Below are 24,636 nucleotides of genomic sequence, written 5' to 3' on the forward strand. Positions count from 1 at the left end.
CCCACCGTCGTACCTCCCAAAACCAGCCAAAAACACCAGACCACACCACGGGGTGGCGGGCCCGGCAAATTCAACCAATTCAATACAATAAATTGGTATCAACAAACTTGGCACACTATTGAGTTCTCAAACAACAGACACACCCGGCACCACCACAACCAATCGGTCGCGGATCGCTCCGGAGCAACTTTTCAAACTTACCGGGCCGCTTCACCCTTGTCAAATCCGCGTTCCGACTCAGTCTCGCCGTGAGGCATCTGGGTCGTCGTGGCGGATCAACTCCGGGGAGCAGCGCGGAAATAAACTCTACCACCACTTTGCCCTGGTGACAAAGGGGCGCCGGCGGGCCCTCCGGTCGAGCGCTGGAAAGCCCGGAATCACGGGGATTCCGGGCTCTTCAGCGACACCCAGGCCAGCGCCCGCAGGGACCGCGGGCCGGCGTCAGCTCACCGGCTTGAAGAACGCGGCTCCCAGGGGAGGCAGCGTGACGGCAAGGGTCGCGGGCTGGCCGTCGGTGCCATCCTCCGTGGCCGTCAGCGTGCCCCCGTTCAGGACACCGGAGCCACCGTACGTGTCGGCGTCGGTGTTCAGCACTTCCTGCCATTCCCCCGCCACCGGGACGCCGAGGCGGAAGTCGGCGTGCGGTCCCCCGGAGAAGTTGAAGGTGCACACCAGCGGGTTTCCCGCGGCATCCCGGCGGATGAAGGTCAGGACGTTGCGGTCCGAGTCCCCGCCGTTGATCCACTGGAAGCCGGCGGGGTCGTTGTCTTGTTCGTAGAGCGCCGGGGTGGCGCTGTACAGCTCATTGAGGTCCTTGGTCAGGAGCTGCATTCCGCGGTGCGCGGGGATTTCGGCCAGCCACCAGTCCAGACCGTGCTGCTCGGACCATTCGGCTTCCTGGCCGAATTCGGTGCCCATGAAGATCAGCTGCTTGCCCGGGTGGGCCCACTGGTAGCCCAGGAAGGCGCGCAGGTTGGCCAGCTGCTGCCAGCGGTCACCGGGCATCTTGCGAAGCATCGAACCCTTGCCGTGCACTACTTCGTCGTGGCTGATCGGCAACAGGAAGTTCTCCGTGTAGGCGTAGACCATGGAGAACGTGATGGTGCCGTGGTGCCAGCGGCGGTTGAACGGGTCCTCGGAAATGTACTTGAGCGAATCGTGCATCCAGCCCATGTTCCATTTGATCCCGAAGCCCAGGCCGCCCTGGCTCGTGGGTGCGGTGACACCCGGGAACGCGGTTGATTCCTCGGCGATCATGACCGCTCCGGGGTGGGTCTTGTAGACCGTGGCGTTGACTTCCTGCAGGAAGGAGATCGCCTCAAGGTTTTCCCGTCCGCCGAAACGGTTCGGCTGCCACTGCCCTTCCTCGCGGGAGTAGTCGAGGTAGAGCATCGAGGCGACGGCGTCCACTCGCAGGCCGTCGATGTGGAATTCGTCGAGCCAGTACAGCGCGTTGGCGACGAGGAAGTTCCGGACTTCGCTGCGGCCGAAGTCGAAGATCAGCGTTCCCCAGTCCGGGTGTTCGCCGAGGTTCGGGTCGGCATGCTCGTACAAGGCTTCGCCGTCGAACCGGGCGAGCGCCCATTCATCCTTGGGGAAGTGCGCCGGGACCCAGTCCAGCAGCACGCCGATGCCGGCCTGGTGGAGTTCGTCCACGAGGTACCGGAATTCGTCGGGATGGCCGAAGCGTGATGTCGGGGCGAAGTACGACGTGACCTGATAGCCCCAGGATCCGCCGAAGGGGTGCTCGGCCACCGGCATGAACTCCACGTGCGTGAAACCGAGCCACTTGACGTAGGCCACCAGCTCCTTGGCCAGTTCCCGGTAGCTGAGGCCTACCCGCCACGAGCCGAGGTGCACTTCGTAGACGCTCATCGGCGAGTTGTGCGGATCCCGTCCGGCCCGGGCCTCCATCCACTCCGCGTCCTTGAAGGCGTAGGAGGGTTCGACGACGCGCGACGCCGTCAGCGGCGGAACCTCGGTGCCGAAGGCCATCGGATCCGCTTTCTCCACCCAGTAGCCGTCTCTGGTCCGGATTTCAAATTTGTAGCACGCCCCTGCTAGAACGCCGGGGAGGAAGAGTTCCCAGACCCCGGAGGAGCCGAGGGACCGCATGGAGTGCTGCCGTCCGTCCCAGCCGTTGAAGTCGCCCTTGACCCGGACCGCCTGGGCGTTCGGGGCCCACACGGCGAAGGACACACCGTCGACGTCGCCCATGCCGGACTTGTAGTGCTGGACGTGCGCGCCGAGCACATCCCAGAGACGCTCGTGGCGGCCTTCACCGATCAAATGCAGGTCGAGCTCGCCAATAGTGGGCAGGTAACGGTAGGGGTCATCGGCCGGCTGCGGCGCCTGGCCCTCGTACGTCACTTCCAGCCGGTAGTCCGGCACATGGCCCTGCTCCAGCGGTTCCAGCACGGCAACCCACACGCCGCCGAACTCATGTGTCATCGGGAAGGTGCCGGCAGCGGTCACAACAGCGACGGCTTCGGCGAGGTGCTTGACCGTGCGGATGGTGACATGCCCGTGGTCATCGAGGTGCGCGCCCAAGACCGAGTGGGGGGCGTGGTGCTCGCCGGCGGCGACCCTCGCCAGGGTCTCCGCATCCACCTGGAGTGGACTTCCGGGACGATCGATACGTGCTGAACCTGTCATTTTGATACCTTCCGCTGCGGCTTCGGCCGGAACGCCGGAGCCTGTACTGCCGAGGAGACGACGTGATGCGTTGACCGGAATGGAGAGCCAGTCCGGCCTGTTCCGTAGTTCGTAGATGACTTCGTAGAGTGCCTTGTCGAGCCACAGTGCCACGAAAAGAGGCGAATCGCGGTCGATACTGCCGGGAATGACGTCCGCGTAGCCGGCCAGGAAGGCCTCGGCGCAGTCGTCGACCCAGGTTTCCGGGACGTCTGCGTCCGGGTGCTCGCGGACGGCCGCGCCGGCGGCGTAGTCAAAGGACCGCAGCATTCCGACGACGTCACGCAGTGGGACGTCCGGGAAATTCCGTTCCGAAATCGGCCGGAGCGGCTCCCCCTCAAAATCGAGGATGGCCCAGCGGGGCGACTTCCCGCGGCCACCCGGAACCTGGAGGATCTGGCCCAGGTGGAGGTCACCGTGGATCCGTTGCAGGGAACCGGCGCCGCTGCCCTCAAGCCGCAGGAGGAGACGGTCCAGCGCGTCGTCGTAGGGGCCGACGGCGGCCCCGGCCTGGGCCCAGGACTGCCGCACCCTCTGGGCGACGCCGGGCGCGATGTCACTTCCCGGGGCGGATTCGGACGCGACGCCAAGCGCCTCGGCCAAGCGGCGGTGCACCGTCGCGGTGGCGGCGCCGAGTGCGTGTGCCTCGGCGGTGAAATCCTGGCCGCGGCTCGCCGCGTTGACGGCCAGCCGCCAGGCGTCCAGTCCGCCGGCGAGGAACTCGTGCGCCACGGCCAGTTCACCGCGAGCGGGGCGGTCGCGTTGTTCCCCGGCCGGCGCGTCCCACTCCCCGGTGACCCACCCCAGGGTTGCCGGCACTTCAAAGGTGCGCCCGGCGGTCAGGGCTGCGCCGATTTCCACTTCCGGGTTTTGGCCCTCGGAGAGCACCCGGAAGAACTTCAGGATCGCGGCCGACTGGCCGTCTTCGACGATCACCGAACTGTTGGACTGCTCGCCGGAGAGGACCTTCACGACGCCGGTGGCCCGTGGCAGGATGTAGCCGGACTCAACGAGGTGGCCTGAGGCGTTCCCGGTCGGAATGGTGCCGCCGAGGCGCATCAGCTCCAGCCACGCGGCGATGAACTCGGGGTCGTGGACGCCGTCGTAAATCCACCGGGCGTCGGGCGCCCCCACGGCGTCGGGCGCCCCGGCGGCCCCGGCGGGGCCCGGTACGGATATCCGCCCGATCAGCCCTGCTTCCGCCCCGCCTAGCGGGGAACGCCGAATGCTGAGCGGGACCTGGACGACGTCGGTACGGGAGCCGTCCGGCGTCGGGTAGCTCACGGCCAGCAGCAGCACCTCGAGTCCGGCCGCAGCTGGTGCGCCGCCGGGTTCGCCGGCCAGGCTCAGGCGCCCGGCCGGCTCGAAGCTGAACGCCGCGCTTTTGACGGGGAACCATCGCTGGCGCGGGAGCCAGCCGCCGAGCAGTCCGCTCAGGGCAGGGGTAAGGGTGGGTCGGGTCATCTCAGCCTTCGATGGACAGGATCGGCATGGCCTGCGTGTAGGGCGACGCCGGGTTGGAGGCGGCCGAGCGGATCCGCAGCCAGAAGAAGTCGTGGCTGCCCAGGGTCAGCGTCAGGGTTCCGTCGTCGGAGATCCCCGGGAACGCCTGGCCGCCGAACACGTCCCGGAGGCCCCGGCCGGCGAACCTCGGTACCCGCAGGGTGGTGGCCACGGGGTGCTGGGACAGATTGAAGGCGCACAGGATGGTCTCACTGTCCTCGCCGGCTGAGTTGCCTTCCTTCAGTTCCCGCAGGTAAGCGAGGACGACGTCGTGGTCTGCTTCGACGTGCTCGAAGCCGCCCAGGCCGAAGGCCGGGTGGTTCTTGCGGACACTGAGGATCTGGCGCGTCCAGCGCAGCAGCGAACCGGAATGGGCTGCTTCAGCTTCGACGTTGGCCATGCTGTAGTTGTAGACCAGCGACTGGATCACCGGGAGGTACAGCTTGCCGGGATCCGCATGGGAGAACCCGGCGTTGCGGTCCGGGTTCCACTGCATGGGCGTGCGGACGGCATCGCGGTCCTCGAGCCAGATGTTGTCCCCCATGCCGATCTCGTCCCCGTAGTACAGGAACGGGCTGCCGGGCAGGGAGAGCAGCAGGGCATTGATGAGCTCGATCTCGGAGCGGGAGTTGTCCAGCAACGGCGCCAGCCGGCGCCGGATGCCGATGTTGGCGCGCATACGCGGGTCCGGCGCGTACCAGCCGAGCATGGCGGCGCGCTCGTCGGCGGTAACCATTTCCAGGGTCAACTCGTCATGGTTCCGCAGGAAAGTGCCCCACTGGGCGCCGTCCGGAATGTCCGGGGTGTCCTTCATCGTCTCGATGATGGGCGCGGCCTTCTGGTCGCGCAACGCGTAGTACAGCCGCGGCATGATCGGGAAGTGGAAGGCCATGTGGCATTCCGGTTCCTCCTGCGTGCCGAAGTACTCGACGACTTCAGCGGGCGGCTGGTTGGCCTCGGCGATGATCACGCGGCCCGGGTAGCTTTCGTCGACCATCTTGCGCAGCTTGCGCAGGAATTCGTGGGTCTGGGGCAGGTTCTCGCAGTTGGTGCCCTCTTCCTCGAAGAGGTACGGGATGGCGTCCGCACGGAAGCCGTCAATGCCCTGGTCCAGCCAGAAACGCACGACGTCGAAGAGCGCGTCGATGACTTTGGGGTTCTCAAAGTTGAGATCCGGCTGGTGGCTGAAGAAGCGGTGCCAGAAGAACTGGCGCCGGATCGGGTCGAAGGTCCAGTTGGATTCCTCGGTGTCCACGAAGATGATGCGGGCGTCTTCGTACTTCTCGTCCGTGTCGCTCCAGACGTAGAAGTCGCCGAAGGGTCCGTCCGGATCCTTGCGCGATTCCTGGAACCAGGGGTGCTGATCCGAGGTGTGGTTCAGCGGAAGGTCAATAATCACGCGCACGCCACGGGCGTGGGCCTCCGCGACGAGGCGCTTGAAATCGCTGATGGTGCCGAATTCGTCAAGCACGGAGTTGTAGTCCGAGATGTCGTAGCCGCCGTCCCGGAGCGGCGACTGGAAGAACGGCGGGAGCCAGAGGCAGTCGACGCCGAGCCACTGCAGGTAATCCAGCTTGTCGATCAGCCCGTGGAAATCGCCGGAGCCGTCACCGTTTCCGTCGGCAAACCCCCGGACCAGCACCTCGTAGAACACCGCCTTGCGGTACCAGTGCGGATCATGCTGGAGGCCGGGCGCGTTCAGTTCAAAGGTCCCCTTCGGGCTGAAGTGCTGGTTGGGGTTTGTCGGGCCGAAACTCACTCGTTCTACCTCCGGATGCTAAGAATGTGTGCGGGTTCTACATGGGCGTCCAGTCGAACGTAGTTGTACTCCCCCCATTCCCAGCTCTCGCCGGTCAGCAGATCATCCACCATAAAACGGCCATTGTGCGTCAGGTTCTCCGGATCCAGCTCGAGCGCTGCCAGGTCCAGGGTCACCGTGCTCTCACGGATGCCGTGCGGGTCCACGTTGACGACGATGATCAGGGTGTCCTTTGTGCCGTCGGGAAGGGTCTTGTGCTTCGAGAAGACCACCGTGGCGTTGTCCGTGCTTGCGTGCACCGTCAGGTTCTGCAGGTCCCCCAGGGCGGGGTGGGCGCGGCGGATCGCGTTGAGCCGGGTCAGGTACGGGGCCAGGCTGCGGCCGGATTCGGCCGCGGCGTCCCAGTCGCGGGCCTTGTACTCGAACTTTTCGTTGTCGATGTACTCCTCGGCGCCGGGCCGGGCCACATGCTCGTAGAGTTCGAAGCCGGCGTAGACGCCCCAGATGGGACTCGCCGTGGCAGCCAGCGCCGCCCGGATCTTGAACGCGGGCGGCCCGCCATACTGCAGGAACTCGGTCAGGATGTCGGGGGTGTTGACGAAGAAGTTCGGCCGGAAGAAAGCCGGCGACTCGTGGCTGACCTCCTGGAAGTACTCCTCCAGTTCCTCCTTGGTGTTCCGCCAGGTGAAGTACGTGTAGGACTGCTGGAAGCCGGCGCGTCCCAGTGCGTGCATCATGGCCGGGCGGGTGAACGCCTCGGCGAGGAAGACGACGTCGGGGTGCTTCTTGTTGACCTTGGCGATCAGCCATTCCCAGAACCACACCGGTTTGGTGTGCGGGTTGTCGACGCGGAAGATCTTGACGCCGTGGCTTACCCAGAGGAGGACGATGCGCAGGATCTCGTTGGACAGGCCTGCGGGATCGTTGTCGAAGTTGAGCGGGAAGATGTCCTGGTACTTCTTCGGCGGGTTCTCCGCGTAGGCGATGCTGCCGTCGACGCGGGTGGTGAACCACTCGGGGTGGCTCGCGACCCACGGGTGGTCCGGCGCAGCCTGCAGCGCCAGGTCGAGGGCGACTTCCAGCCCCAGCTCCCCGGCCCGCGCCACAAAGGCGTCGAAGTCCTCAAAGGTGCCGAGGTCCGGATGGATGGCGTCATGGCCGCCCTCCTTGGCGCCGATGGCCCACGGGGAACCGGGATCGTGCGGTCCGGCCAGCAGGGTGTTGTTCGGGCCCTTGCGGTGCTGGATGCCGATCGGGTGGATCGGAGGCATGTAGATGATGTCGAAGCCCATGGCTGCGACGGCGTCGAGCCGCCTGGCGGCGGTGCGGAAGGTGCCGGAGGTCCACTCGCCGGTGGCGTGATCCTGGACGGCGCCCTCGGACCGGGGGAAGAATTCGTACCAGGAGCCCCGGCCTGCGAGCTCGCGCTCCACCAGCAGGGGGTAATTTTCGGAGACGGTGACCAGTTCGCGGATCGGCTGGCGGTCGACGACGGCGGCCACCTCCGGGCTGAAACCGGCGGCGAGCCGCTCCTCGGGCGTCTTGCCGGCATCGTTGAGCCCGACGACGGCCATCCGCAGCGTTCGCCGGTCGGCGGACGGGCGCGAGGAGTCCTCGGACGCTTCGGTGAGCAGTGCGGCGCCTTCGGCCAGCATGAGTTCTACGTCGATGCCGGCTTCCACCTTGACCTCGGCGTTGTGGTGCCAGGTGCCGTAGCGGTCGTGCCAGGCTTCGATCACGAAGGACCAGTTGCCCGTGGTGGTCGGGGTCAGCAGACCTTCCCAGCGGTCGGTTCCCTTGCCTCGGTCGCCGCGGGGCGGGGCGAGACGGACGCGCTGGCGTTCCTTGCCGCGGGGATCCAGGAGGACGGCGCTGACGCCGAGCAGGTCGTGGCCTTCGCGGAAGGCGGTGGCGCCCACCACCAGGGTTTCTCCCACAACGGCTTTGGCGGGGAATTTCCCGCCGTCAACCGCCGGCTGTACGGCGGTGATCGGAAAACGGCCAAAGCGAAGGCCGTCCGTGATCAGGGCCTTCGGCTTTTGCTTGGACACGGCACTGGTTCGCGAGTTAGTCACAGGCTCGACGTTATCGACAAATCGGCCAGATTGCTAAGGCTGCTCCGTTTTTCCAATGGTTTTCCGGAAGCCTGTCCGTCATTTATACAAAAGAAACTTAAACCGGTTCCGGGCCTCCGACTTGTCCGTTAGTGTTTCGCAGGTGAAGGCAATCCGCAGATTTACCGTCCGAACCGTTCTTCCCGAGCCGATCCGGCCGCTTGCTCGCCTCGCCACCAATCTCCGGTGGTCCTGGCACCGGCCCACCCGGCAGCTGTTCGAGAGCCTGAATCCGAAGATCTGGGCCGAAAGCTCGCACGATCCGGTGAGCTTCCTCGGCCTTGTCAGCCGGGAGGAACTGCAACGCCTCGCCGCGGACCAGGACGTGGTGCGCCGGGTCCATGCTGCCGCCGAAGACCTCGACCGGTACCTCGAGCAGCCCCGCTGGTACCAGAGCCTTGGCGACGGGGCACCGGCGTGCATCGCCTACTTCTCCCCCGAGTTCGGCATCACCGAGGTGCTGCCGCAGTACTCCGGCGGCCTCGGCATCCTGGCCGGCGATCACCTGAAGGCAGCATCGGATCTGGGCGTGCCGCTGATCGGCGTCGGGCTGCTCTACCAGGCCGGCTATTTCAAGCAGTCACTGTCCCGTGACGCCTGGCAGCAGGAAACCTATCCCGTCCTTGATCCGGACGGGCTGCCGCTGACCCTCCTGCGCGAGGCCTCCGCGGACGGCAACGGCAAGCCCCTCCAGATCTCGCTTCCGCTCCCCCACGGCCGCCGGCTGCTGGCGCACGTCTGGCGCGCCGACGTCGGGCGTGTCCCGCTTCTGCTCCTGGACTCCAACGTTCCCGGCAACGACGAAGCCGCGCGCGGCATCACCGACCGTCTGTACGGCGGCGGCGGCGACCACCGCCTCCAGCAGGAACTCCTGCTGGGCATGGGAGGCGTCAAGGCGCTGCGCGCCTTCCAGAAGCTCACCGGCAGCCCCGCGCCTGAGGTGTTCCACACCAACGAGGGACACGCCGGTTTCCTGGGAGTGGAACGCATCCAGGAATTGATGTCCGGGGAGAGTCCGCTGAGCTGGGACGAAGCACTGGCCGCCGGGCGCGCCTCCACCGTATTCACCACCCACACGCCGGTCCCTGCCGGCATCGACCGCTTTGAGGTCTCGCAGATCCAGCACTTCTTCGACGCCGGCCTGGCTCCGGACGTGCCGGTGGCCAAGATCCTGAACCTGGGCCGCGAGGACTACACCGACGGCAATCCGTTCGTTTTCAACATGGCCGTTATGGGCCTGCGGCTGGCACAGCGCGCCAACGGGGTGGCCAAGCTGCACGGCGTGGTGTCCCGCGGAATGTTCTCCGCGTTGTGGCCCGGATTCGACCACTCCGAGGTTCCCATCACGTCGGTCACCAACGGCGTGCATGTGCCCACGTGGGTTGACCCGCGCGTTTCCGCCCTGGCCCGTGACCAGTTCGGTTCCGACGCCGAAGAGCCGGGCCGCTGGGACCTCACCTACAACGTCAGCGACGAGGACGTCTGGGCCCTCCGCCGCGAGCTGCGCGTGTCCCTCGTGGAGGACGTCCGGCGCCGGCTCCGGGCCGCCTGGAAGAAGCGCGGCGCGGCCGACGCCGAGCTCGCCTGGACGGATTCCGTGCTGGACCCGGACATCCTGACCATCGGCTTCGCCCGGCGGGTGCCCACCTACAAGCGGCTCACCCTTATGCTCCGCGAGCCCGAAAGGCTCAAGGCCCTGCTGCTGCACAAGACCCACCCGATCCAGCTGGTCATCGCGGGCAAGTCGCACCCGGCCGACGACGCGGGCAAGAAGATGATCCAGGACCTCGTCCGGTTCACCGACGACCCGGCCGTTCGGCACCGGATCGCGTTCCTGCCGAACTACGACATCGCCATGGCCCGGACCCTGTTCCCGGGCTGCGATGTGTGGCTGAACAACCCGCTGCGTCCGCTTGAGGCGTGCGGCACCTCCGGCATGAAGGCCGCCCTGAACGGCTCGCTCAACCTCTCCGTCCTGGACGGCTGGTGGGACGAGATGTACGACGGCGAGAACGGCTGGGCGATTCCGACCGCCAACAATGGAGCATCCCCCGAGGAACGCGACGACATCGAGGCTGCGGCGCTGTACGAGCTGCTGGAGACGCAGGTGGCACCGCGCTTCTACGGCCTGACGGTGTCCGACGGCGCCGGCGCCGCCGGACCTTCGCAGCCCGGACCGCAGGCTGTCCCCACGCATTGGGTCTCGATGATCAAGCACACCATGTCCCACCTGGGTCCGGCAGTCTCCGCAGACCGGATGCTCAAGGACTACGTCAACGTCCTGTACCGGCCGGCCGCCGTCGCCGGCCGGCGGGCCGTGGCGGACAATTTTGCCGAGGCCAAGGCCCTGGCGTCGTGGACTTCCGCGGTCCGCGCCGCGTGGCCCCAGATCCAGGTGGAGCATGTGGACTCGGTGGGTGTGTCGGAGGACCCGCAGATCGGCGACATGCTCCAGGTAAACGCCTACGTGGCCCTGCACGACCTCACCCCGGATGATGTGTCCGTCGAGGTGGCGTACGGCAAGGCTGAAGACAGCGACGAGCTGGCCGATGTCACGGTGGCGGAGCTGAAGGCGATTGAAGACCTCGGCAAGGGCCGGCACCTTTTCAGCGGAACCGTCGTGATCGACCGGTCCGGTTCCTTCGGCTACACGGTCCGGGTGCTCCCGAAGCACACGGCCCTCGCGTCGAAAGCCGAACTGGGCCTGATCGTGAACGCCTAGGGCCGCCGTTCCGCTAGAGGCAGACGGCGGTGACGGCCAGGTTCTCTCCGGCGTAGCGCTCGGCGTCCTGCAGGACTTCGCAGATCACGCCGAAGGAACGGTCGGCCCGGAAGGCGGCCGGGACCTCCCAAATGAAGGTGATGGGGGCCTGGCCGTCGTCGGCGACGGCATCAGCGAAGTCGTGCAGGGTGTCGTTGAGCGCGTCGAAGTCCACGCCGTAGTCCTCCGGAAAGTCCAGCGTCTCCGCGAACGTCTCCAGGACGGCCCGCTTGGTATCGGCGGCTGGGACCAGCAGAGTCCGCCGGCCGGCGTCGGCCGCCAAGGCCTGCAGCTCCTCGATGGTCCAGGTGTCTGCGGAGTAGATCTTCATGGGTTCCTTTGTTTTGCCTGTTCCGCGTGCCTGGGTGAGCACCGCCGGACTACGTGCGGTAGATGTTGATGGAATTGGCCTGCACCACGTCCCGCTCCCCGGAAGCGACGCGAACGCCCTGGCGCCGGTCGTGGAGCCCGGAGGTGGTCAGACGGAGTTCGAAGATCCGGTTGCCGGTCCCGTCCTCATTGCTCAGCTGCGGCAGCGTGACCTTGATGTCCTTGGCGCCGCCGTTGACCACCACGAGTCCGTCCACGTGGCCGTCGTCGGAACCGAGCAGGAGCTGCACCACCCGGTGTCCCGGATCCTGCCAGCGGTCCCCGGCCATGGGCTCGCCGCGCTCGTCGAACCAATGGAAGTAGGACTGCTTTTCGCGCGTCGGGTAGTCATGCGGCTGCCCGGCAAGAAACTCCTTCCGGAGCCGTATGACGCGCTTGGTGGTGCGCAGCATCGAGTGCGACTCGGGAGTGCTGGTCCAATCGATCCAGGTGATGGGGTTGTCCTGGCAGTAGGCGTTGTTGTTGCCCTGCTGGGTGCGGCCGATCTCGTCGCCGGCGGTGATCATGGGCACGCCCTGGGAGATCATGAGCGAAGCCATCAGGTTGCGGCTGGACTGGGCCCGCCGGGCGAGGATGTCCTCGTCCTCGGTGGGACCCTCGAAGCCGTGGTTGTAGCTGCGGTTGTCGCCGTGGCCGTCACGGTTCTGTTCACCGTTGGCCTCGTTGTGCTTGCGGTCGTAGGACACAAGGTCGGCCAGGGTGAAACCGTCATGGGCGGTGACGAGGTTGACGGAGGCGAGCCGGGACCTGCCGGACGGCTCAAACAGGCTTGCGGAGCCGGAGAGGGCGTCCGCGAGGCGGGCCACCGAACCGCCCTGCCCGCCGGCGTCGATCGAGGCGCGGTCTGCGAGCCAGAAGGTGCGGACGGCGTCGCGGAAGTGGTCGTTCCAGTCCACCCATCCGGCGGGGAAACGGCCGGTCTGCCAGCCCCCGTAGCCGATATCCCACGGCTCGGCGATGAGCTTCGTGGCGGACAGTACCGGGTCGGCGCCGATCGCGACCAGGAACGGGTGCCGGGGATCGAACTCGTTGGCGGCGTTGCGGGCCAGTGTCACCGCGAGGTCGAAGCGGAAGCCGTCGATGTGGAACTCGGTCACCCAGTAACGCAGAGAATCCAGCACGAGCTGGATCACGCGGGGCTCGCCGAAGTTCAGGCTGTTGCCGCAGCCGGTGGTGTCCACGTATCTGCCGTGGCCGTCATTTCGGTAGTAGGTCATCTCGCCCAGGCCGCGGAAGCTGAGCGTCCGGCCGTCCGGGCCGCCCTCCGCGGTGTGGTTGTAGACGACGTCGAGGATGACCTCAAGGCCCGCGGCATGCAGCAGCTTGACCATGCCCTTGAACTCATCCTGGACGGCCTGCGCGCCCTTGGCCTGCGCCGCCTCGGTGGCATAGCCGGGGTGCGGGGCGAAGAACGCGGCCGTGTTGTAACCCCAGTAGTTCGTCATGCCGAGGTTCTGCAGGTGCGGTTCGTCCACGTGGAAGTGCACCGGGAGCAGCTGCACGGAGGTGATCCCCAGCGCAATCAAGTGCTCGATCATGGCCGGGTGCGCCAGTCCGGCGTAGGTGCCCTGGAGGTCTTCGGGGACGTCGGGGTGCAGCTTGGTCTGGCCGCGGACGTGCGCTTCGTAGATGATGGTGTTGCGCCACGGAATCCTTGGACCGCGGTCGGCACCCCAATCGAAGTCGCTCTCCATCCGGACGCTCGTGATGAAATCCTCGCGCTCGTCCACCGCCCGGCCGTAGGGGTCCAGCAGCAGCGGCTGCACGCTGCCGGCGTCGAAATCCGTGGCGGGCATGGACAGCGGGAGCGCCTCGTGGTCCGGCGTCGCCCGGAAGCCGTACCGCGAACCGGCCGGCATGCCTTCAACGATGCCGTGGTGCACGCCGTCGGTCACGTTCGGCAGGGTTTTCACTTGCCAGACAGCCCCCGGCGCCCGGTAGGCGATCTCCAGTGTGGTCACGCCGGGCGCGTAAACAGCCACATTCGCGAAGGCACCCCGAGGATCGTCCGTTGCCGGCGACCCGGTGACCGGAACGCTGATTCCCAGCGGAAACGCACGCGAGGCGTCTACGGTGGAAGCTGTGTCTACGTAGGGCATAACCATTGCTTCAAGTTTAGCCGGGCCGAACAAATAGCCCCGGATTCTGTTTTCCTGACGAAGTGCAGTGTACGGAATAGCGGCGTTGCATACTGGAACAAGCGCCGAAAATGGAGGTAATAGTGCGGATTGCACTCGCTCAAATCATCACCGGACGCGATCTGGCCGGAAATCTGGACCTCGTCGCGGACTATGCGGCCCGGGCAAAATCAGGCGGCGCCGAGCTTGTGGTGTTTCCCGAGGCCACCATGCGCTCCTTCGGCAACTCGCTGCGGGACATCGCGGAGCCGCTGGACGGCCCCTGGGCATCGGCGGTGCGCGCCATCGCGGCGGAGCAGGACATCGTGATCGTTGCGGGGATGTTCACCCCGGGAACGGCGGACGACGGCGGGAAAGTGCGCAACACCCTGCTGGTCACCGGCCGCGGCATCGAGACCAGCTACGACAAGATCCACCTGTTCGATGCCTTCGGCTTCGCGGAATCGGATACCGTCGACGCCGGCACCACGCCCGTCACGTTCGAGTTCGACGGCGTGACGTTCGGCTTGGCCACCTGCTACGACATCCGGTTCCCGGGCCTGTTTACCGAGAACGCCGACCGCGGCGCCGAGGTCAATATTGTGTGCGCCTCCTGGGGTTCCGGTCCCGGCAAGGCCGAGCAGTGGAAGCTCCTCGCCCGGGCTCGCGCCGCGGATTCCACCACCCTGGTCCTCGCCTGCGGCCAGGGCGATCCGGCCAGCCAGGGCATCGAGCCGAAGGGTGCGGCGCCCACCGGCGTCGGGCACTCCGCCGTCGTCTCCCCCTTTGGCGAAGTCCTCGAAGAGCTCGACGGCGCCCCCGGCCTGCTGTTCGCCGACCTGGACCCCGCCGTCGTCAAACAAGCCCGAACCAAGCTCCCGGTGCTAGCCAACCGCCACAAGTTCTAGGCTGCTCCGGTCGTTTCGTTCGCGGTCACCTTCGCCGAGGTCACCGTCCGCGGTCAGCGGCGCCTTGCCGTCGCTTAGCGGTCTGCCCCTTCCTCCCGACGCTTCCTCCGGCCGCGGGCGGCCTGCGAAAGCTCTGGTCGGCGATGCGCTCCTGGCAAGACCCCGCCGCCCGCTCGTATTCGGCCCACCCCGCATCGAGGTACTGCAAAGAAACGACGCTCCCTCACCTTTCGCGATTTATCCGGCAACGCTTCCTCACCTTTCGCCGTCTAAAAGGCAACGCTCCCTCACGAGACGTGAGGGAGCGTTGCCGTAATTTCACCGTAGGCGAGGGAGCGCTTGCCCAATCACCGCAAAAGGTGAGGGAGCGTTGGCTATCCACCCGTTAAAGGTGCGGGAGCGTCAGAGCCGGTACCGGAGTTTTGCAAGGAGCGCATCGCCGACCATAGCGGAGTGAGGCCGTCCGCGGCCGACCGGAGCGTCGGGAGGAAGGGGCTGACCGCTAAGCGACGCCAAGGCTCCGGTTCCGGCGGACCCAGCCACAACTGCGCGACGGCAATGCTCCGGGTTCCGGCGCACCAAACCACGACTTAGGCGACTGCAAACTGAACCGCCACCTGAAGCGAAGTTTACTTGGCGGCGCGCTGGCGGGAGATCTCGTAGAGGGAGATGCCGACGGCCATGGAGGCGTTGAGCGATTCCATCGCCGAGTCGATCGGGATGGAGACGATCTGGTCGCAGTTTTCGCGGACCAGGCGGCTGAGGCCCTTGCCCTCGGATCCCACGACGATGCAGACCGGCTCGGTGGCCAGGGCGAGATCGGGCAACGAGACGTCGCCGTCGCCGTCGAGCCCCAGAACATAGATGCCCATGTTCTTGAACGCCTTCAGGGTGTTGTTCAGGTTGGCCGCGCGGGCCACCGGGACGCGGACGGCTGCGCCGGCGCTGGTCTTCCAGGCCGAGGCGGTCACGCCGACTGAGCGGCGCTCCGGGACGATGACGCCGTGGCCGCTGAAGGCCGAGACCGAGCGGATGATCGCGCCGAGGTTGCGCGGATCGGTGATGCCGTCGAGCGCGACGAAGAGCGGCGCGTTGGAGACGTGGCCCCTCTTCCAGGCTTCGAGGGTTTCTTCGGCCAGTTCGTAGGCGTCCTGGTACTCGTACGGCGGGATCTGCAGCACGAGGCCCTGGTGGATGGCGTCGTCCGTCATGCGGTCCAGCTCGGGCTTGCCGGTTTCGAGCAGCGGGATGCCGCGCTCGGCCGCCAGCTTGAGCGACTCCTTGACACGATCGTCCATCTCGATGCGGATGGCAACGTGCAGGGCCTTGGCGGGAATGCCGGCGCGCAGTGCCTCGACGACGGAGTTGCGTCCGGTGACGACTTCCTCCGTGGCACGGCCCTTGGGGCCGGAGCGGGCACCGGCGTTGCGCGGGGCGCCCGGCCGCTTGGCTGCGGAGCGTTCCGCGAGCTGCTTGTTTTTGTGGGCCTTGTGGTAGGGGCGGTCCTCCGCCTTCGGCGTGGGGCCCTTGCCCTCAAGTGCCTTGCGGCCGTGACCGCCGGTTCCGACGGAGGGGCCCTTCTTCAATTTGACCGAGCGGCGACCGTTGTTGGCCATGAGTTTCACCCTTTAAATACGCGATTCGTTGATAAGTCTGACCTCCAGTCTACTGACTCGAGGTAAATCCTCGACCGGAGGGGACGACGGCGGCCCGCTTCACCGGCCGCCGTCAACGAGGTTCAGCCGCGCTTCAGGCTCCAGGTCGCACCGTCCGGGCCGTCTTCGACGACGACGCCGGCGGCGGCCAGGGTGTCCCGGATGGCGTCGGACGCCGCCCAGTCCTTGGCGGCCCGAGCCTGTGCCCGCGCCTCCAGTTGCGCATCGACCAAGACCCCCAGGGCCGTGGTGGAGCGCTCGTCGGCTGCTGGGGCCGCGGTGTCGTTGAGACCAAGGACACGCAGCATGTCCGTGACGCTGGCCAGTGCCTGCCGGGCGTCGTCGAGCTGGCCGTCGGTGAGCGCGGTGTTACCGGCGCGGACGGTGTCGTGCAGGACGGCGAGGGCCTGCGGGACGTTGAGGTCATCGTCCATGGCCGCCGCGAAGGCATCCGGAACTGTGCCGTGGCTGAAGAAGCCGACGGCGCCGTCATGCGTCATTGTGCTCCGAAGTGCCCGGCTGATGAACCCGTCAATGCGTTCGACGGCGGCGGCCGCTTCCGCCAGGGACGTCGGCTGGTAGTCCAGGACCGAGCGGTACTGCGCCTGCCCCAGGTAGTAGCGGACGACGCGGGCCGGGGCGAGTTCGAGCATGTCGGCCGGGCTGACGGTGTTGCCAATGGACTTGGACATCTTCTCGCCGGCGTAGGTGACCATGCCGTTGTGCATCCAGAAGTTGGCGAAGCCGTGGCCTGCCGCCTGGGACTGCGCCATTTCGTTTTCGTGGTGCGGGAAGCGCAGGTCCAGCCCGCCGCCGTGGATGTCGAACTCGGTGCCGAGGTACTTGGTGACCATCGCGGAGCATTCGAGGTGCCAGCCCGGACGGCCGGTGCCCCACGGCGAGGCCCAGCCCGCCGTCGTCGGCTCCCCCTCCTTGTGGCCCTTCCAGAGCGCGAAGTCGCGCGGGTCCTTCTTCCCCCGGGGGTCGGCGTCGGGAGCCCCCTGCATGTCATCGATCTTCTGCCGGGTCAGGGAGCCGTACTTGGCCCAGGAGCGCACGTCGAAGTACACATCGCCGGAGTCGTCCAGGGCCGGGTACGCGTGGCCGCGGTCGATCAGTTGCTGGATGAGGGCGTGCATTTCCGGGATGTGGCCGGTGGCGCGCGGCTCATAGGTGGGGCGGGAGACGCCGAGGGTGTCGTAGGCCGTGAGGAATTCCTGCTCATAGCGGTAGGCCAGTGCCCACCATTCCTCGTCGCGCAGGGCCCCGGGCTCGTCTTCAAAGTCAGGCCCAAAGGACGCGGCGGACTTGGCGAGGATCTTGTCGTCGATGTCGGTGACGTTGCGGACCGCGGTGACGCGGAAGCCGCGGTACTGCAGCCAGCGGGTCAGCTGGTCAAACGCGATGGCCGAACGGATGTGCCCGACGTGCGGCATGCCCTGCACGGTGGCTCCGCAGTAGTACAGGCTCACCTTGCCCGGAACCAGGGGGACGAAGTCGCGGACTTCGGCGGATGCAGTGTCATAGAAGCGCAGGGTCACCGCTCCAGATTAGCCGATGGGGTCCGGCCCGGGCGCGCGGACCGGTGCGGGCGCCTACTTGCAGTACTCGCCGATCTTGTTCATCTGTTCTGCGAGCTGTTTGGTCTGTTCGTCGCTCTTGGCGCCCAGGGAGGAGCCGGAGACGTCTTCCATGACGTCGGCCATCTTCTGGATGGGGGCTGCCACCTCCGGAGCCACCTTGTCCGCGACCTCCTGGTAATGCTTGGCGATCTGTTCCGCCTGTTGCTGCTGGTTGCCGGTGGGGACAAAGGTGTCCTGGTTGAGGAACGCGCAGCTGTCCGGGACGCTCATTTTCGGCGTCCCGGCACAGCCGGCCAGCAGCAGTCCGGCCACAACTACGACGGCGGGCAGCAGCTTTTTCACGGGGAGTCTCCTGGTGTTTCGCGGGAAGGGATCTGCGTTAAGCCTAGGCGACGGGCTCCGGCGACGCGGATGGGACGGGGTAGACGAGGGCCGTCGCCGTGGCCGAAATGCCTTCGCCGCGGCCAGTGAAACCCAGTCCGTCACTCGTGGTGGCCGAGACGCTAACGGGAGCGCCTGCTGCCTCGCTCAAGACCCGCTGGGATTCCTCCCGGCGGGGGCCGAACTTGGGCCGGTTGGCCACAAACTGCACAGCAATGTTCCCGATCTCGAAGCCCGCGGCACGGACGATCCGCGCGGCCTCGGCCAGCAGCGTCACGCCGGAGGCGCCGGCGTACTCCGGCCGGTCGGTGCCGAAATGCGTCCCGAGGTCTCCGACGCCGCAGGCGGAGAACAGGGCGTCGGCGGCAGCATGGGCTACCGGGTCGCCGTCGGAGTGGCCGGACAGTCCGCGCTCCCCGTCCCAGAACAGCCCTCCAAGCCAGAGCGGCTGGGGCGCGTCCTCGGGAGCGTAGGCGTGGACGTCAATCCCAATTCCGGTCCGCGGGATGACGGGCAGATGCGCGGGCTGGGGTCCGGACATGCTCAGCCTTCCACCCAGCGGGCACCCAGCGGACCTTCGAGGAGCCCCTCGGCGATGATCAGGTCCAGCGGCGTGGTGATCTTCAGTGATTGGCTGGCGCCGCGGACCGCGTGGACGGGGACGCCGAGGAGTTCCACCAGCATGGCGTCGTCCGTGACGGCGGCCGCCTGGCCGGCGTCGAACGCGGCAGCGGCCTCGTGGGCACGGCGGAGGGTGGCAAGGTCGAATCCCTGCGGGGTCTGCACGGCCCGGAGGGTCTCCCGGGCCGCGGTGCCGGTGACGATCTCGGGGGCGATCGCGGCGCCGTCGCCAGTGGACGGTTCCACCGTTTTGACCGTGTCCACCACTGGGATCACCGGGATGACAGCCAGGGCGCCGGCCGTGAGGGCGTGGGCGACACGGTGGAAGACGGCCTCCGGCGCCAGGGCGCGGGCGGCGTCGTGGACCAGGACGGCTTCCGTGGCCGGCAGGAGCGCTGCCAGCGCGGCGCGGACCGACTCGGCCCGGCTGGCACCGCCGTCGACAATGGTCACGACCGGGGGCTGTCCGCCGCCCGTGGCAGGCATACGGAGATGCTCCGCCTTGAGGTCCCGCGCGAAGGCGTCGCAGAGGGCATGGAGCTCCGTGTCCCCGGGAGGAACGGCGACGCAGATCTGCTGCGCTATACCTGCCGCCGCGACGCCCCGCAGCGCGTGGGTGAGGATGGTGTCGCCGCCCAGCGGAACCTTGGCCTTCGGCATGCCGTAGCCCAGGCGCTGGCCGGAGCCGGCAGCCACGACGATGACGGCCACGACGGGACCGGCCGGTGACGTGTTCGTCGGTGCAGTATCCATGCGGACAAGACTACGTCCCTGCGCCCGCAGCATCCCAGTGAGCTATCAGTTTTGGTGCTTCCGGGGCGCTGTTAGGGACCATATGTGATAGCGCAACCCCGGGTGCGGGGGAAGCGGGCAAGAAGAAACCCCGGCAGCCTGAGGCCACCGGGGTTCGATTCTTGTCTGTTCGACGTGTTGCTTAGGAAGCCAGGACCTCGTCGAGAACGCTTGCAGCCTTCTCTTCATCAGTCTTCTCAGCCAGCGCCAGTTCTGAAATCAGAATCTGGCGGGCCTTGGCCAGCATGCGCTTCTCCCCTGCGGAGAGACCCCGGTCGTGATCGCGGCGCCACAGGTCGCGGACGACCTCTGCCACCTTGATGACGTCACCGGAAGCAAGCTTTTCCAGGTTTGCCTTGTATCGACGTGACCAGTTGGTGGGTTCTTCAGTGAACTCGGCCCGCAGCACTTCAAACACGTGCTCCAGACCTTCTTTGCCCACTACGTCCCGGACCCCAACTAGGTCAACGTTTTCTGCTGGAACTTCAATGGTCAGATCACCCTGAGCCACCTTGAGCTTGAGATACATCTTCTCTTCGCCCTTGACAGTGCGCATCTTGATTTCTTCAATTTTGGCTGCACCGTGGTGAGGGTAAACTACTGTCTCGCCGACCTCAAAAACCATGTGGACATTCCCCTTTCCCGCAGACCAGTTTATCACGTTTAAGGCATACGACTGCCATGGAACGCACCCAAGAACCGCATGAATACGCGGAAAATGGCCCCAAACGGCCCTTCAAACCCCTTGACGAATGCGGATATTAGTGCATCACCCCGCCTTTGCCAAGGGCCGGTGGCATCCCTTCGAGCGGCCTGCCGGGTCCGCATCCGAGGGGCAATATGTGCGACCCGAATCATCGTTTGGGACGGATTGCCGATAGGCTATGGCTGAATACTGTTCCAAGACTCTCAAGGAGTGCGTGACGTGGGTTTCACTGCGATGAACCGGGGCCAGCGCGGCAAGCTGGCAATGGCAACGGCGGCTCTGGGCATCGCCCTGCTGTCTGTAACGGGCTGCGGCTACATCAACCCCCAGTCGACCGGCGCGGAGTACGCGGCGTCGGACGGAACGCAGGCCAACGTGGGTCCGCTGCAGCTGCGCAACATGATGATCATCTCCGCCGGTGAGGACAAGCCCGGCCGAGTGATCGGCGCTGTCTACAACACGTCCGGCGAGGACGTAACCCTGACCATCCTCGGTACCGCCGGCTCCCAGACCCAGGTCCCGGTCAAGCCGAACTCCTACACGATGCTCAACGATTCCACGGACGAGGCCATCCTGAGCACCACCGGCGGCGCTCCGGGATCCCTCGTAGAGGTCAGCATCAGCGAGGACGGCACGAACCAGGACACGAAGTTCAAGGTTCCGGTACTGGACGGGACGATCGCCGACTACCAGCAGTACCTGCCGGCAGGCAGCGAGCCCACCGGCACCGCCACGCCGACGCCGTCGCCGACGAGCACCACAGACCACTAGCTTCCACACAGAAGGTAGGGGCACCCGCACTGAGCGTTCAGTGCGGGTGCCCTTCCTTTTCTGCGCTATGCGCGGGCGGGCTGGCGGCCCGGAGCTGGTTTAGGGGTCGAACTTGTAACCCAGGCCGCGGACTGTGATCAGGTGTCGCGGCGCGGAGGGATCCGGCTCGACCTTGCTGCGCAGCCGTTTGACGTGAACGTCCAAGGTCTTGGTGTCCCCCACGTAGTCCGAGCCCCACACCCGGTCAATCAGCTGCCCCCGGGTGAGGACCCGGCCGGAGTTCCGCAAGAGCATCTCCAGCAGCTCGAACTCCTTCAAGGGGAGCGAGACCTGCTCGCCGCTGACGGTGACCACATGCCGCTCAATGTCCATGCGCACCGGTCCTGCCTGCACCGTGCTGGAGACCAGCTCCTCGGGTTCGCCCTGGCGGCGCAACACAGCCCGGACACGGGCCACCAGTTCCCGGGATGAGTAGGGCTTGGTGACGTAGTCATCGGCGCCGAGTTCCAGACCCACGACCTTGTCGATCTCCGCGTCCTTCGCCGTCAACATGATGACCGGGACGGACGAGCGCTGCCGCAGCTGCCGGCAGACCTCAGTGCCGGACTGTCCGGGCAGCTGCAGGTCCAGCAGCACCAGATCGGCTCCGTTGCGGTCGAATTCGATGATGGCGTCAAGTCCGTTGTCCACCACCTCCACTTCGAACCCTTCCTTGCCCAACAGATAGGACAGAGGGTCGCTGAACGACTCTTCGTCCTCGACAACTAGAATCCTGCTCAAGCGGTAGCTCCTTGCTCATGGGCGCCTGCGGCGTCACGTCGTACGGGTCTTGGGTTCTGGGACGAGCCGTGCGCCGCGGACTCCGTGGCCGCGCGGGCCGAGGGGTCGCGCTCCCCGGCAGCGGCGTCATTGTCCTGGCCCTCCAGTTCCGGAAGGCGGATGGTGAAGGTGGAGCCCTGGCCGGGCTGTGACCAGAGAGTCACCTCACCGCCATGGTTGGCGACCACGTGCTTGACGATGCTCAGGCCAAGGCCCGTGCCGCCGGTATGGCGGGACCGTGCCGCGTCCACGCGGTAGAAGCGTTCAAAGACGCGCTCCTGGTCCTCGGGGCTGAGCCCCTCGCCCTGGTCCGTCACGGACACAGCCACCAGGCCGTCCTTGGACCGGATGCCGATCCCGACGCGGGTATTTTCCGGGGAGTAACGGATGGCGTTGTCGATCAGGTTGCGCAGCGCCGTCACCAGCTGGTCCTGGTCGCCGTAAACCATCGCGTCCGCATGCCCGCCGACCACGAGTTCGATGTTCCTGCTCTCTGCCGGCAGCTGCGAGCGGTCCACCGCCTCGGCGACCACGGTGTTGATGTCCACCGCCCGCCCCTGCTGCGCGACGTTGGTGCCCTGCAGCCGGGAGAGTTCGATGATGTCCTGCACCAGGGCGGCCAGCCGGGCGGATTCCTTGTGCGTGCGCCGGGCGAAGCGCCGCACGGCTTCCGGGTCATCCGCGGAGGACTCAAGCGCTTCGGCCAGCAGCGAGATGGCCCCGACCGGCGTCTTCAGTTCGTGGGAGACGTTGGCGACGAAGTCGTTGCGGACTTCCTCGGTGCGGGTGACCTCGGTCCTGTCGTCGGCCAGCAGGAGGATATATTCCTCCGCGATCACGGCCGCCCGCACCTGGACCACGATGGTTCCCTGGCCCAGCGGACCTCGCGGGAGTTCCAGGAGCCGTTCGAGGATGACGCCGTCGCGCCGGACTTTGGCCGTCATTTCCAGCAGCTGCTCGTGGACCAAGGTGTGGCCGCGCACCAGGCCGTAAGCGTACGCGGCGGGGCTGGCACGGACGACGCCGTCGATCGCGTCCACCACCACGAAGGCCCGTCCGACGGCGGCCAGCACCTCGGCGGCGCCCTCGGGAAGCGAGGGGTCCTCGAACTCGACGTCCACCAGCTTGCGCTGCCGCTCGCTGACCCGGAACGCCTGCACTCCGAAGACGCCAAGCGCCAGGCCGATCAGGCCGGCGATCACGCCGATAAGCATTGGATCCACGGCTCCAGCTTATGCTCTGCCCCGCGTCGGAAACTGTAATCTCCCGCTATTGCCGCTCCGGTTCAGCTAACGTTCACCTATTGGGGCGTAACAGTTCACCGGATGCTGGAACACTTGACAGTTGGAGCGCCGCGAGGTGACCGAAATGGGCCCGCCACTGTTGGTGGCCGGCAATATTTCCGAGGAAAGGATGCACACGTGCGCAAGGTTTTTCAGGAAGAGCTCGCCCAAGTGGGGGAACAGCTCGTCGAAATCTCAAAGCTGGTCAGTGAGGCCATCGAGAAAGCCACGACTGCCTTCGACGGCGCCGACATCGATCTTGCCGAGGACGTCATCGCGGCCGATGCGCGGATCGACTTCCTGCAGAACAGCCTCGACGAGCGCGCCATCGATATCCTCGCCCTGCAGGGCCCCGTGGCCAGTGACCTGCGGATGATTGTGGGATCCCTCCGGATGAGCGCCTCCCTGGAGCGCATGGGTGACCTCGCCCGGCACCTCGCCCAGCTCGCCCGCCTCCGCTATCCCGCGACCGTGGTTCCCGCGCAGCTGCGCGAGACGTTCAAGAGCTTCGCCGAACACGATCTGCTGATCGCTGAGAAGCTCACGGTGCTGCTGGAAACCCGGGACCTCGAAGTGGCACGGGACATCATGAAGGCCAACTCGGCCGTGAACGACCTGCACCTGAGCGTTTTCAAGGCGATCGCCCGCAGCGACTGGCAGGAGTCCCCGGCCACAACCGTCGACGTCGCACTGGCCAGCCGCTACTTCGAACGTTTCGCGGACCACGGCGTCTCCGTGGCTCAGAAGGTCACCTACCTGGTCACCGGTGCGTGGCAGCCGAACAGCATCGAGCACAGCTAGCCCTCCCCGGGTCGGGAGAATATTGTCCGGACTCCAGCGCCGGACCGCACAACGTACGACGCCGGCCGGTCACCTTCAGAGGTGACCGGCCGGCGTCGTACGTTCAGTGGTTGCGTGAGCCGAACGCTACTTCTTGCCCTGGTTGGCGACAGCCTGGATGGCTTCGGCCGCGGCCTCGGGATCGAGGTACGTGCCGCCCGGATTGAGCGGCTGGAAGTTCTCGTCCAGTTCGTAGACCAGCGGGATGCCCGTGGGGATGTTCAATCCGGCAATGGCCTCGTCGCTGATGCCGTCAAGGTGCTTGACGAGGGCGCGCAGGGAGTTGCCGTGGGCCGTAACCAGGACGGTCTTGCCGGCCTTAAGGTCTTCCTTGATGTCCGATTCCCAGTAGGGCATCAGGCGGACCAGGACGTCTTTGAGGCACTCGGTGCGGGGCAGGTGGTCACCGAGGTCCGCATAGCGCGGATCGTGGGCCTGGGAGAACTCGGAGTCGTCGGCCAGGGGCGGCGGCGGGGTGTCGTAGGACCGGCGCCAGGTCATGAACTGCTCTTCACCGTATTCGGCGAGAGTCTGGGCCTTGTCCTTGCCCTGCAGGGCGCCGTAGTGACGCTCGTTGAGCCGCCAGTCGCGCTTGACCGGAATCCAGCCGCGGTCGGCCTTGTCGAGGGTCATGTTGGCGGTGTTGATGGCCCGCTTCAGCAGGGACGTGTAAACGACGTCCGGGAGGATGTTGTTCTCCACGAGAAGCTCGCCGCCGCGGATCGCCTCGGCCCGGCCCTGGTCGTTGAGGTCAACGTCCACCCAGCCGGTGAACAGGTTCTTGGCGTTCCATTCGCTGTGGCCGTGGCGCAGCAGAATCAGCTTATAAGTCATGGTTTTCATCCTAGCGGAGCGGCCGCGGGCAGTGCCGTGCATTACATCTCCCCCGCCACAACGCAACGCGGGTCAGTCCGCGCCGGTTCCGCCGGGTGCCTCATG

General features: G+C 66.4%; 18 protein-coding genes. 4 read left to right on the forward strand and 14 right to left on the reverse strand.

Translation table 11 applies throughout. The features are described from left to right. Positions 1–441: 441 nt before the first annotated feature. The 3 genes from ASE96_RS05380 to ASE96_RS05390 are packed head-to-tail and all read right to left on the reverse strand — an operon-like array spanning position 442 to position 8,031. The gene (locus ASE96_RS05380; protein WP_056427193.1) at positions 442–4,158 is read right to left on the reverse strand and encodes a 1,4-alpha-glucan branching enzyme; all 3,717 of its coding nucleotides are present in this window, start codon (positions 4,156–4,158) and stop codon (positions 442–444) included. A 1-nt stretch (position 4,159) separates the two neighbouring features. Next, a complete protein-coding gene (gene treS, locus ASE96_RS05385; protein ID WP_056427195.1) occupies positions 4,160–5,956 on the reverse strand; it encodes a maltose alpha-D-glucosyltransferase in 1,797 nt (598 codons plus the stop codon). A 5-nt stretch (positions 5,957–5,961) separates the two neighbouring features. Beyond that, entirely contained in the window at positions 5,962–8,031 is a 2,070-nt protein-coding gene (locus tag ASE96_RS05390) for an alpha-1,4-glucan--maltose-1-phosphate maltosyltransferase (RefSeq protein ID WP_326951834.1), read from the reverse strand. Between the two features lie 142 nt (positions 8,032–8,173). On the opposite strand from ASE96_RS05390, the gene glgP reads away from it, so the two are divergent. Beyond that, positions 8,174–10,792 (forward strand): alpha-glucan family phosphorylase, encoded by a 2,619-nt coding sequence (gene glgP / locus ASE96_RS05395; RefSeq protein WP_056429161.1) that lies wholly within the window; start codon positions 8,174–8,176, stop codon positions 10,790–10,792. Positions 10,793–10,805: 13 nt separating this feature from the next. Here glgP and ASE96_RS05400 read toward each other — a convergent pair whose 3' ends face one another. Further along, positions 10,806–11,162 carry a barstar family protein gene (locus ASE96_RS05400; protein ID WP_056427199.1) on the reverse strand — a complete coding sequence of 119 codons (357 nt, stop codon included), beginning with the start codon at positions 11,160–11,162 and terminating at the stop codon, positions 10,806–10,808. A gap of 49 nt (positions 11,163–11,211) precedes the next feature. Next, positions 11,212–13,326, reverse strand: coding sequence for a glycogen debranching protein GlgX (gene glgX, locus ASE96_RS05405; RefSeq protein ID WP_056429162.1), 2,115 nt, complete (start codon positions 13,324–13,326; stop codon positions 11,212–11,214). Between the two features lie 116 nt (positions 13,327–13,442). Here glgX and ASE96_RS05410 point away from each other — a divergent pair, with 116 nt between their 5' ends. Next, on the forward strand, positions 13,443–14,246 hold the full coding sequence (locus ASE96_RS05410) for a carbon-nitrogen hydrolase family protein (RefSeq protein WP_056427202.1): 804 nt from the start codon (positions 13,443–13,445) through the stop codon (positions 14,244–14,246). A gap of 629 nt (positions 14,247–14,875) precedes the next feature. Here ASE96_RS05410 and rlmB read toward each other — a convergent pair. From rlmB to ASE96_RS05440, 6 genes are all read right to left on the reverse strand, one after another. After that, positions 14,876–15,862 (reverse strand): 23S rRNA (guanosine(2251)-2'-O)-methyltransferase RlmB, encoded by a 987-nt coding sequence (gene rlmB / locus ASE96_RS05415; RefSeq protein ID WP_056429164.1) that lies wholly within the window; start codon positions 15,860–15,862, stop codon positions 14,876–14,878. Between the two features lie 122 nt (positions 15,863–15,984). Beyond that, positions 15,985–17,442, reverse strand: a complete 1,458-nt coding sequence (gene cysS / locus ASE96_RS05420) for a cysteine--tRNA ligase (protein ID WP_056427206.1) — start codon at positions 17,440–17,442, stop codon at positions 15,985–15,987. Positions 17,443–17,496: 54 nt separating this feature from the next. Continuing rightward, complete coding sequence (locus tag ASE96_RS05425; protein WP_056427209.1) at positions 17,497–17,826, reverse strand: hypothetical protein; 330 nt, start codon at positions 17,824–17,826, stop codon at positions 17,497–17,499. A 43-nt stretch (positions 17,827–17,869) separates the two neighbouring features. After that, positions 17,870–18,406: a 2-C-methyl-D-erythritol 2,4-cyclodiphosphate synthase gene (ispF, locus tag ASE96_RS05430; protein ID WP_056427212.1), complete on the reverse strand. Its 537-nt coding sequence runs from the start codon at positions 18,404–18,406 to the stop codon at positions 17,870–17,872. Between the two features lie 2 nt (positions 18,407–18,408). Next, entirely contained in the window at positions 18,409–19,239 is an 831-nt protein-coding gene (ispD, locus tag ASE96_RS05435) for a 2-C-methyl-D-erythritol 4-phosphate cytidylyltransferase (RefSeq protein WP_056427214.1), read from the reverse strand. 181 nt (positions 19,240–19,420) lie between these two features. Further along, on the reverse strand, positions 19,421–19,903 hold the full coding sequence (locus ASE96_RS05440) for a CarD family transcriptional regulator (RefSeq protein WP_024367191.1): 483 nt from the start codon (positions 19,901–19,903) through the stop codon (positions 19,421–19,423). A gap of 315 nt (positions 19,904–20,218) precedes the next feature. On the opposite strand from ASE96_RS05440, the gene ASE96_RS05445 reads away from it, so the two are divergent. After that, positions 20,219–20,755, forward strand: coding sequence for a hypothetical protein (locus ASE96_RS05445; RefSeq protein ID WP_056429167.1), 537 nt, complete (start codon positions 20,219–20,221; stop codon positions 20,753–20,755). A 99-nt stretch (positions 20,756–20,854) separates the two neighbouring features. On the opposite strand, the gene ASE96_RS05450 is transcribed toward ASE96_RS05445, so the two are convergent. Beyond that, positions 20,855–21,535: a response regulator transcription factor gene (locus tag ASE96_RS05450; RefSeq protein ID WP_056427215.1), complete on the reverse strand. Its 681-nt coding sequence runs from the start codon at positions 21,533–21,535 to the stop codon at positions 20,855–20,857. Then, positions 21,532–22,788, reverse strand: a complete 1,257-nt coding sequence (locus ASE96_RS05455; RefSeq protein ID WP_056427218.1) for a sensor histidine kinase — start codon at positions 22,786–22,788, stop codon at positions 21,532–21,534. The genes ASE96_RS05450 and ASE96_RS05455 overlap by 4 nt, the downstream gene beginning before the upstream one ends. 207 nt (positions 22,789–22,995) lie before the next feature. Between ASE96_RS05455 and phoU the strand changes: the two genes are divergently transcribed. Further along, positions 22,996–23,658, forward strand: coding sequence for a phosphate signaling complex protein PhoU (gene phoU, locus ASE96_RS05460; RefSeq protein WP_056427221.1), 663 nt, complete (start codon positions 22,996–22,998; stop codon positions 23,656–23,658). A gap of 126 nt (positions 23,659–23,784) precedes the next feature. On the opposite strand, the gene ASE96_RS05465 is transcribed toward phoU, so the two are convergent. Further along, complete coding sequence (locus tag ASE96_RS05465; protein WP_056427224.1) at positions 23,785–24,531, reverse strand: phosphoglyceromutase; 747 nt, start codon at positions 24,529–24,531, stop codon at positions 23,785–23,787. Positions 24,532–24,636 lie beyond the last annotated feature (105 nt).

Origin of the sequence: Arthrobacter sp. Leaf69 (assembly GCF_001422645.1) — a bacterium.
Taxonomy (GTDB): domain Bacteria; phylum Actinomycetota; class Actinomycetes; order Actinomycetales; family Micrococcaceae; genus Arthrobacter.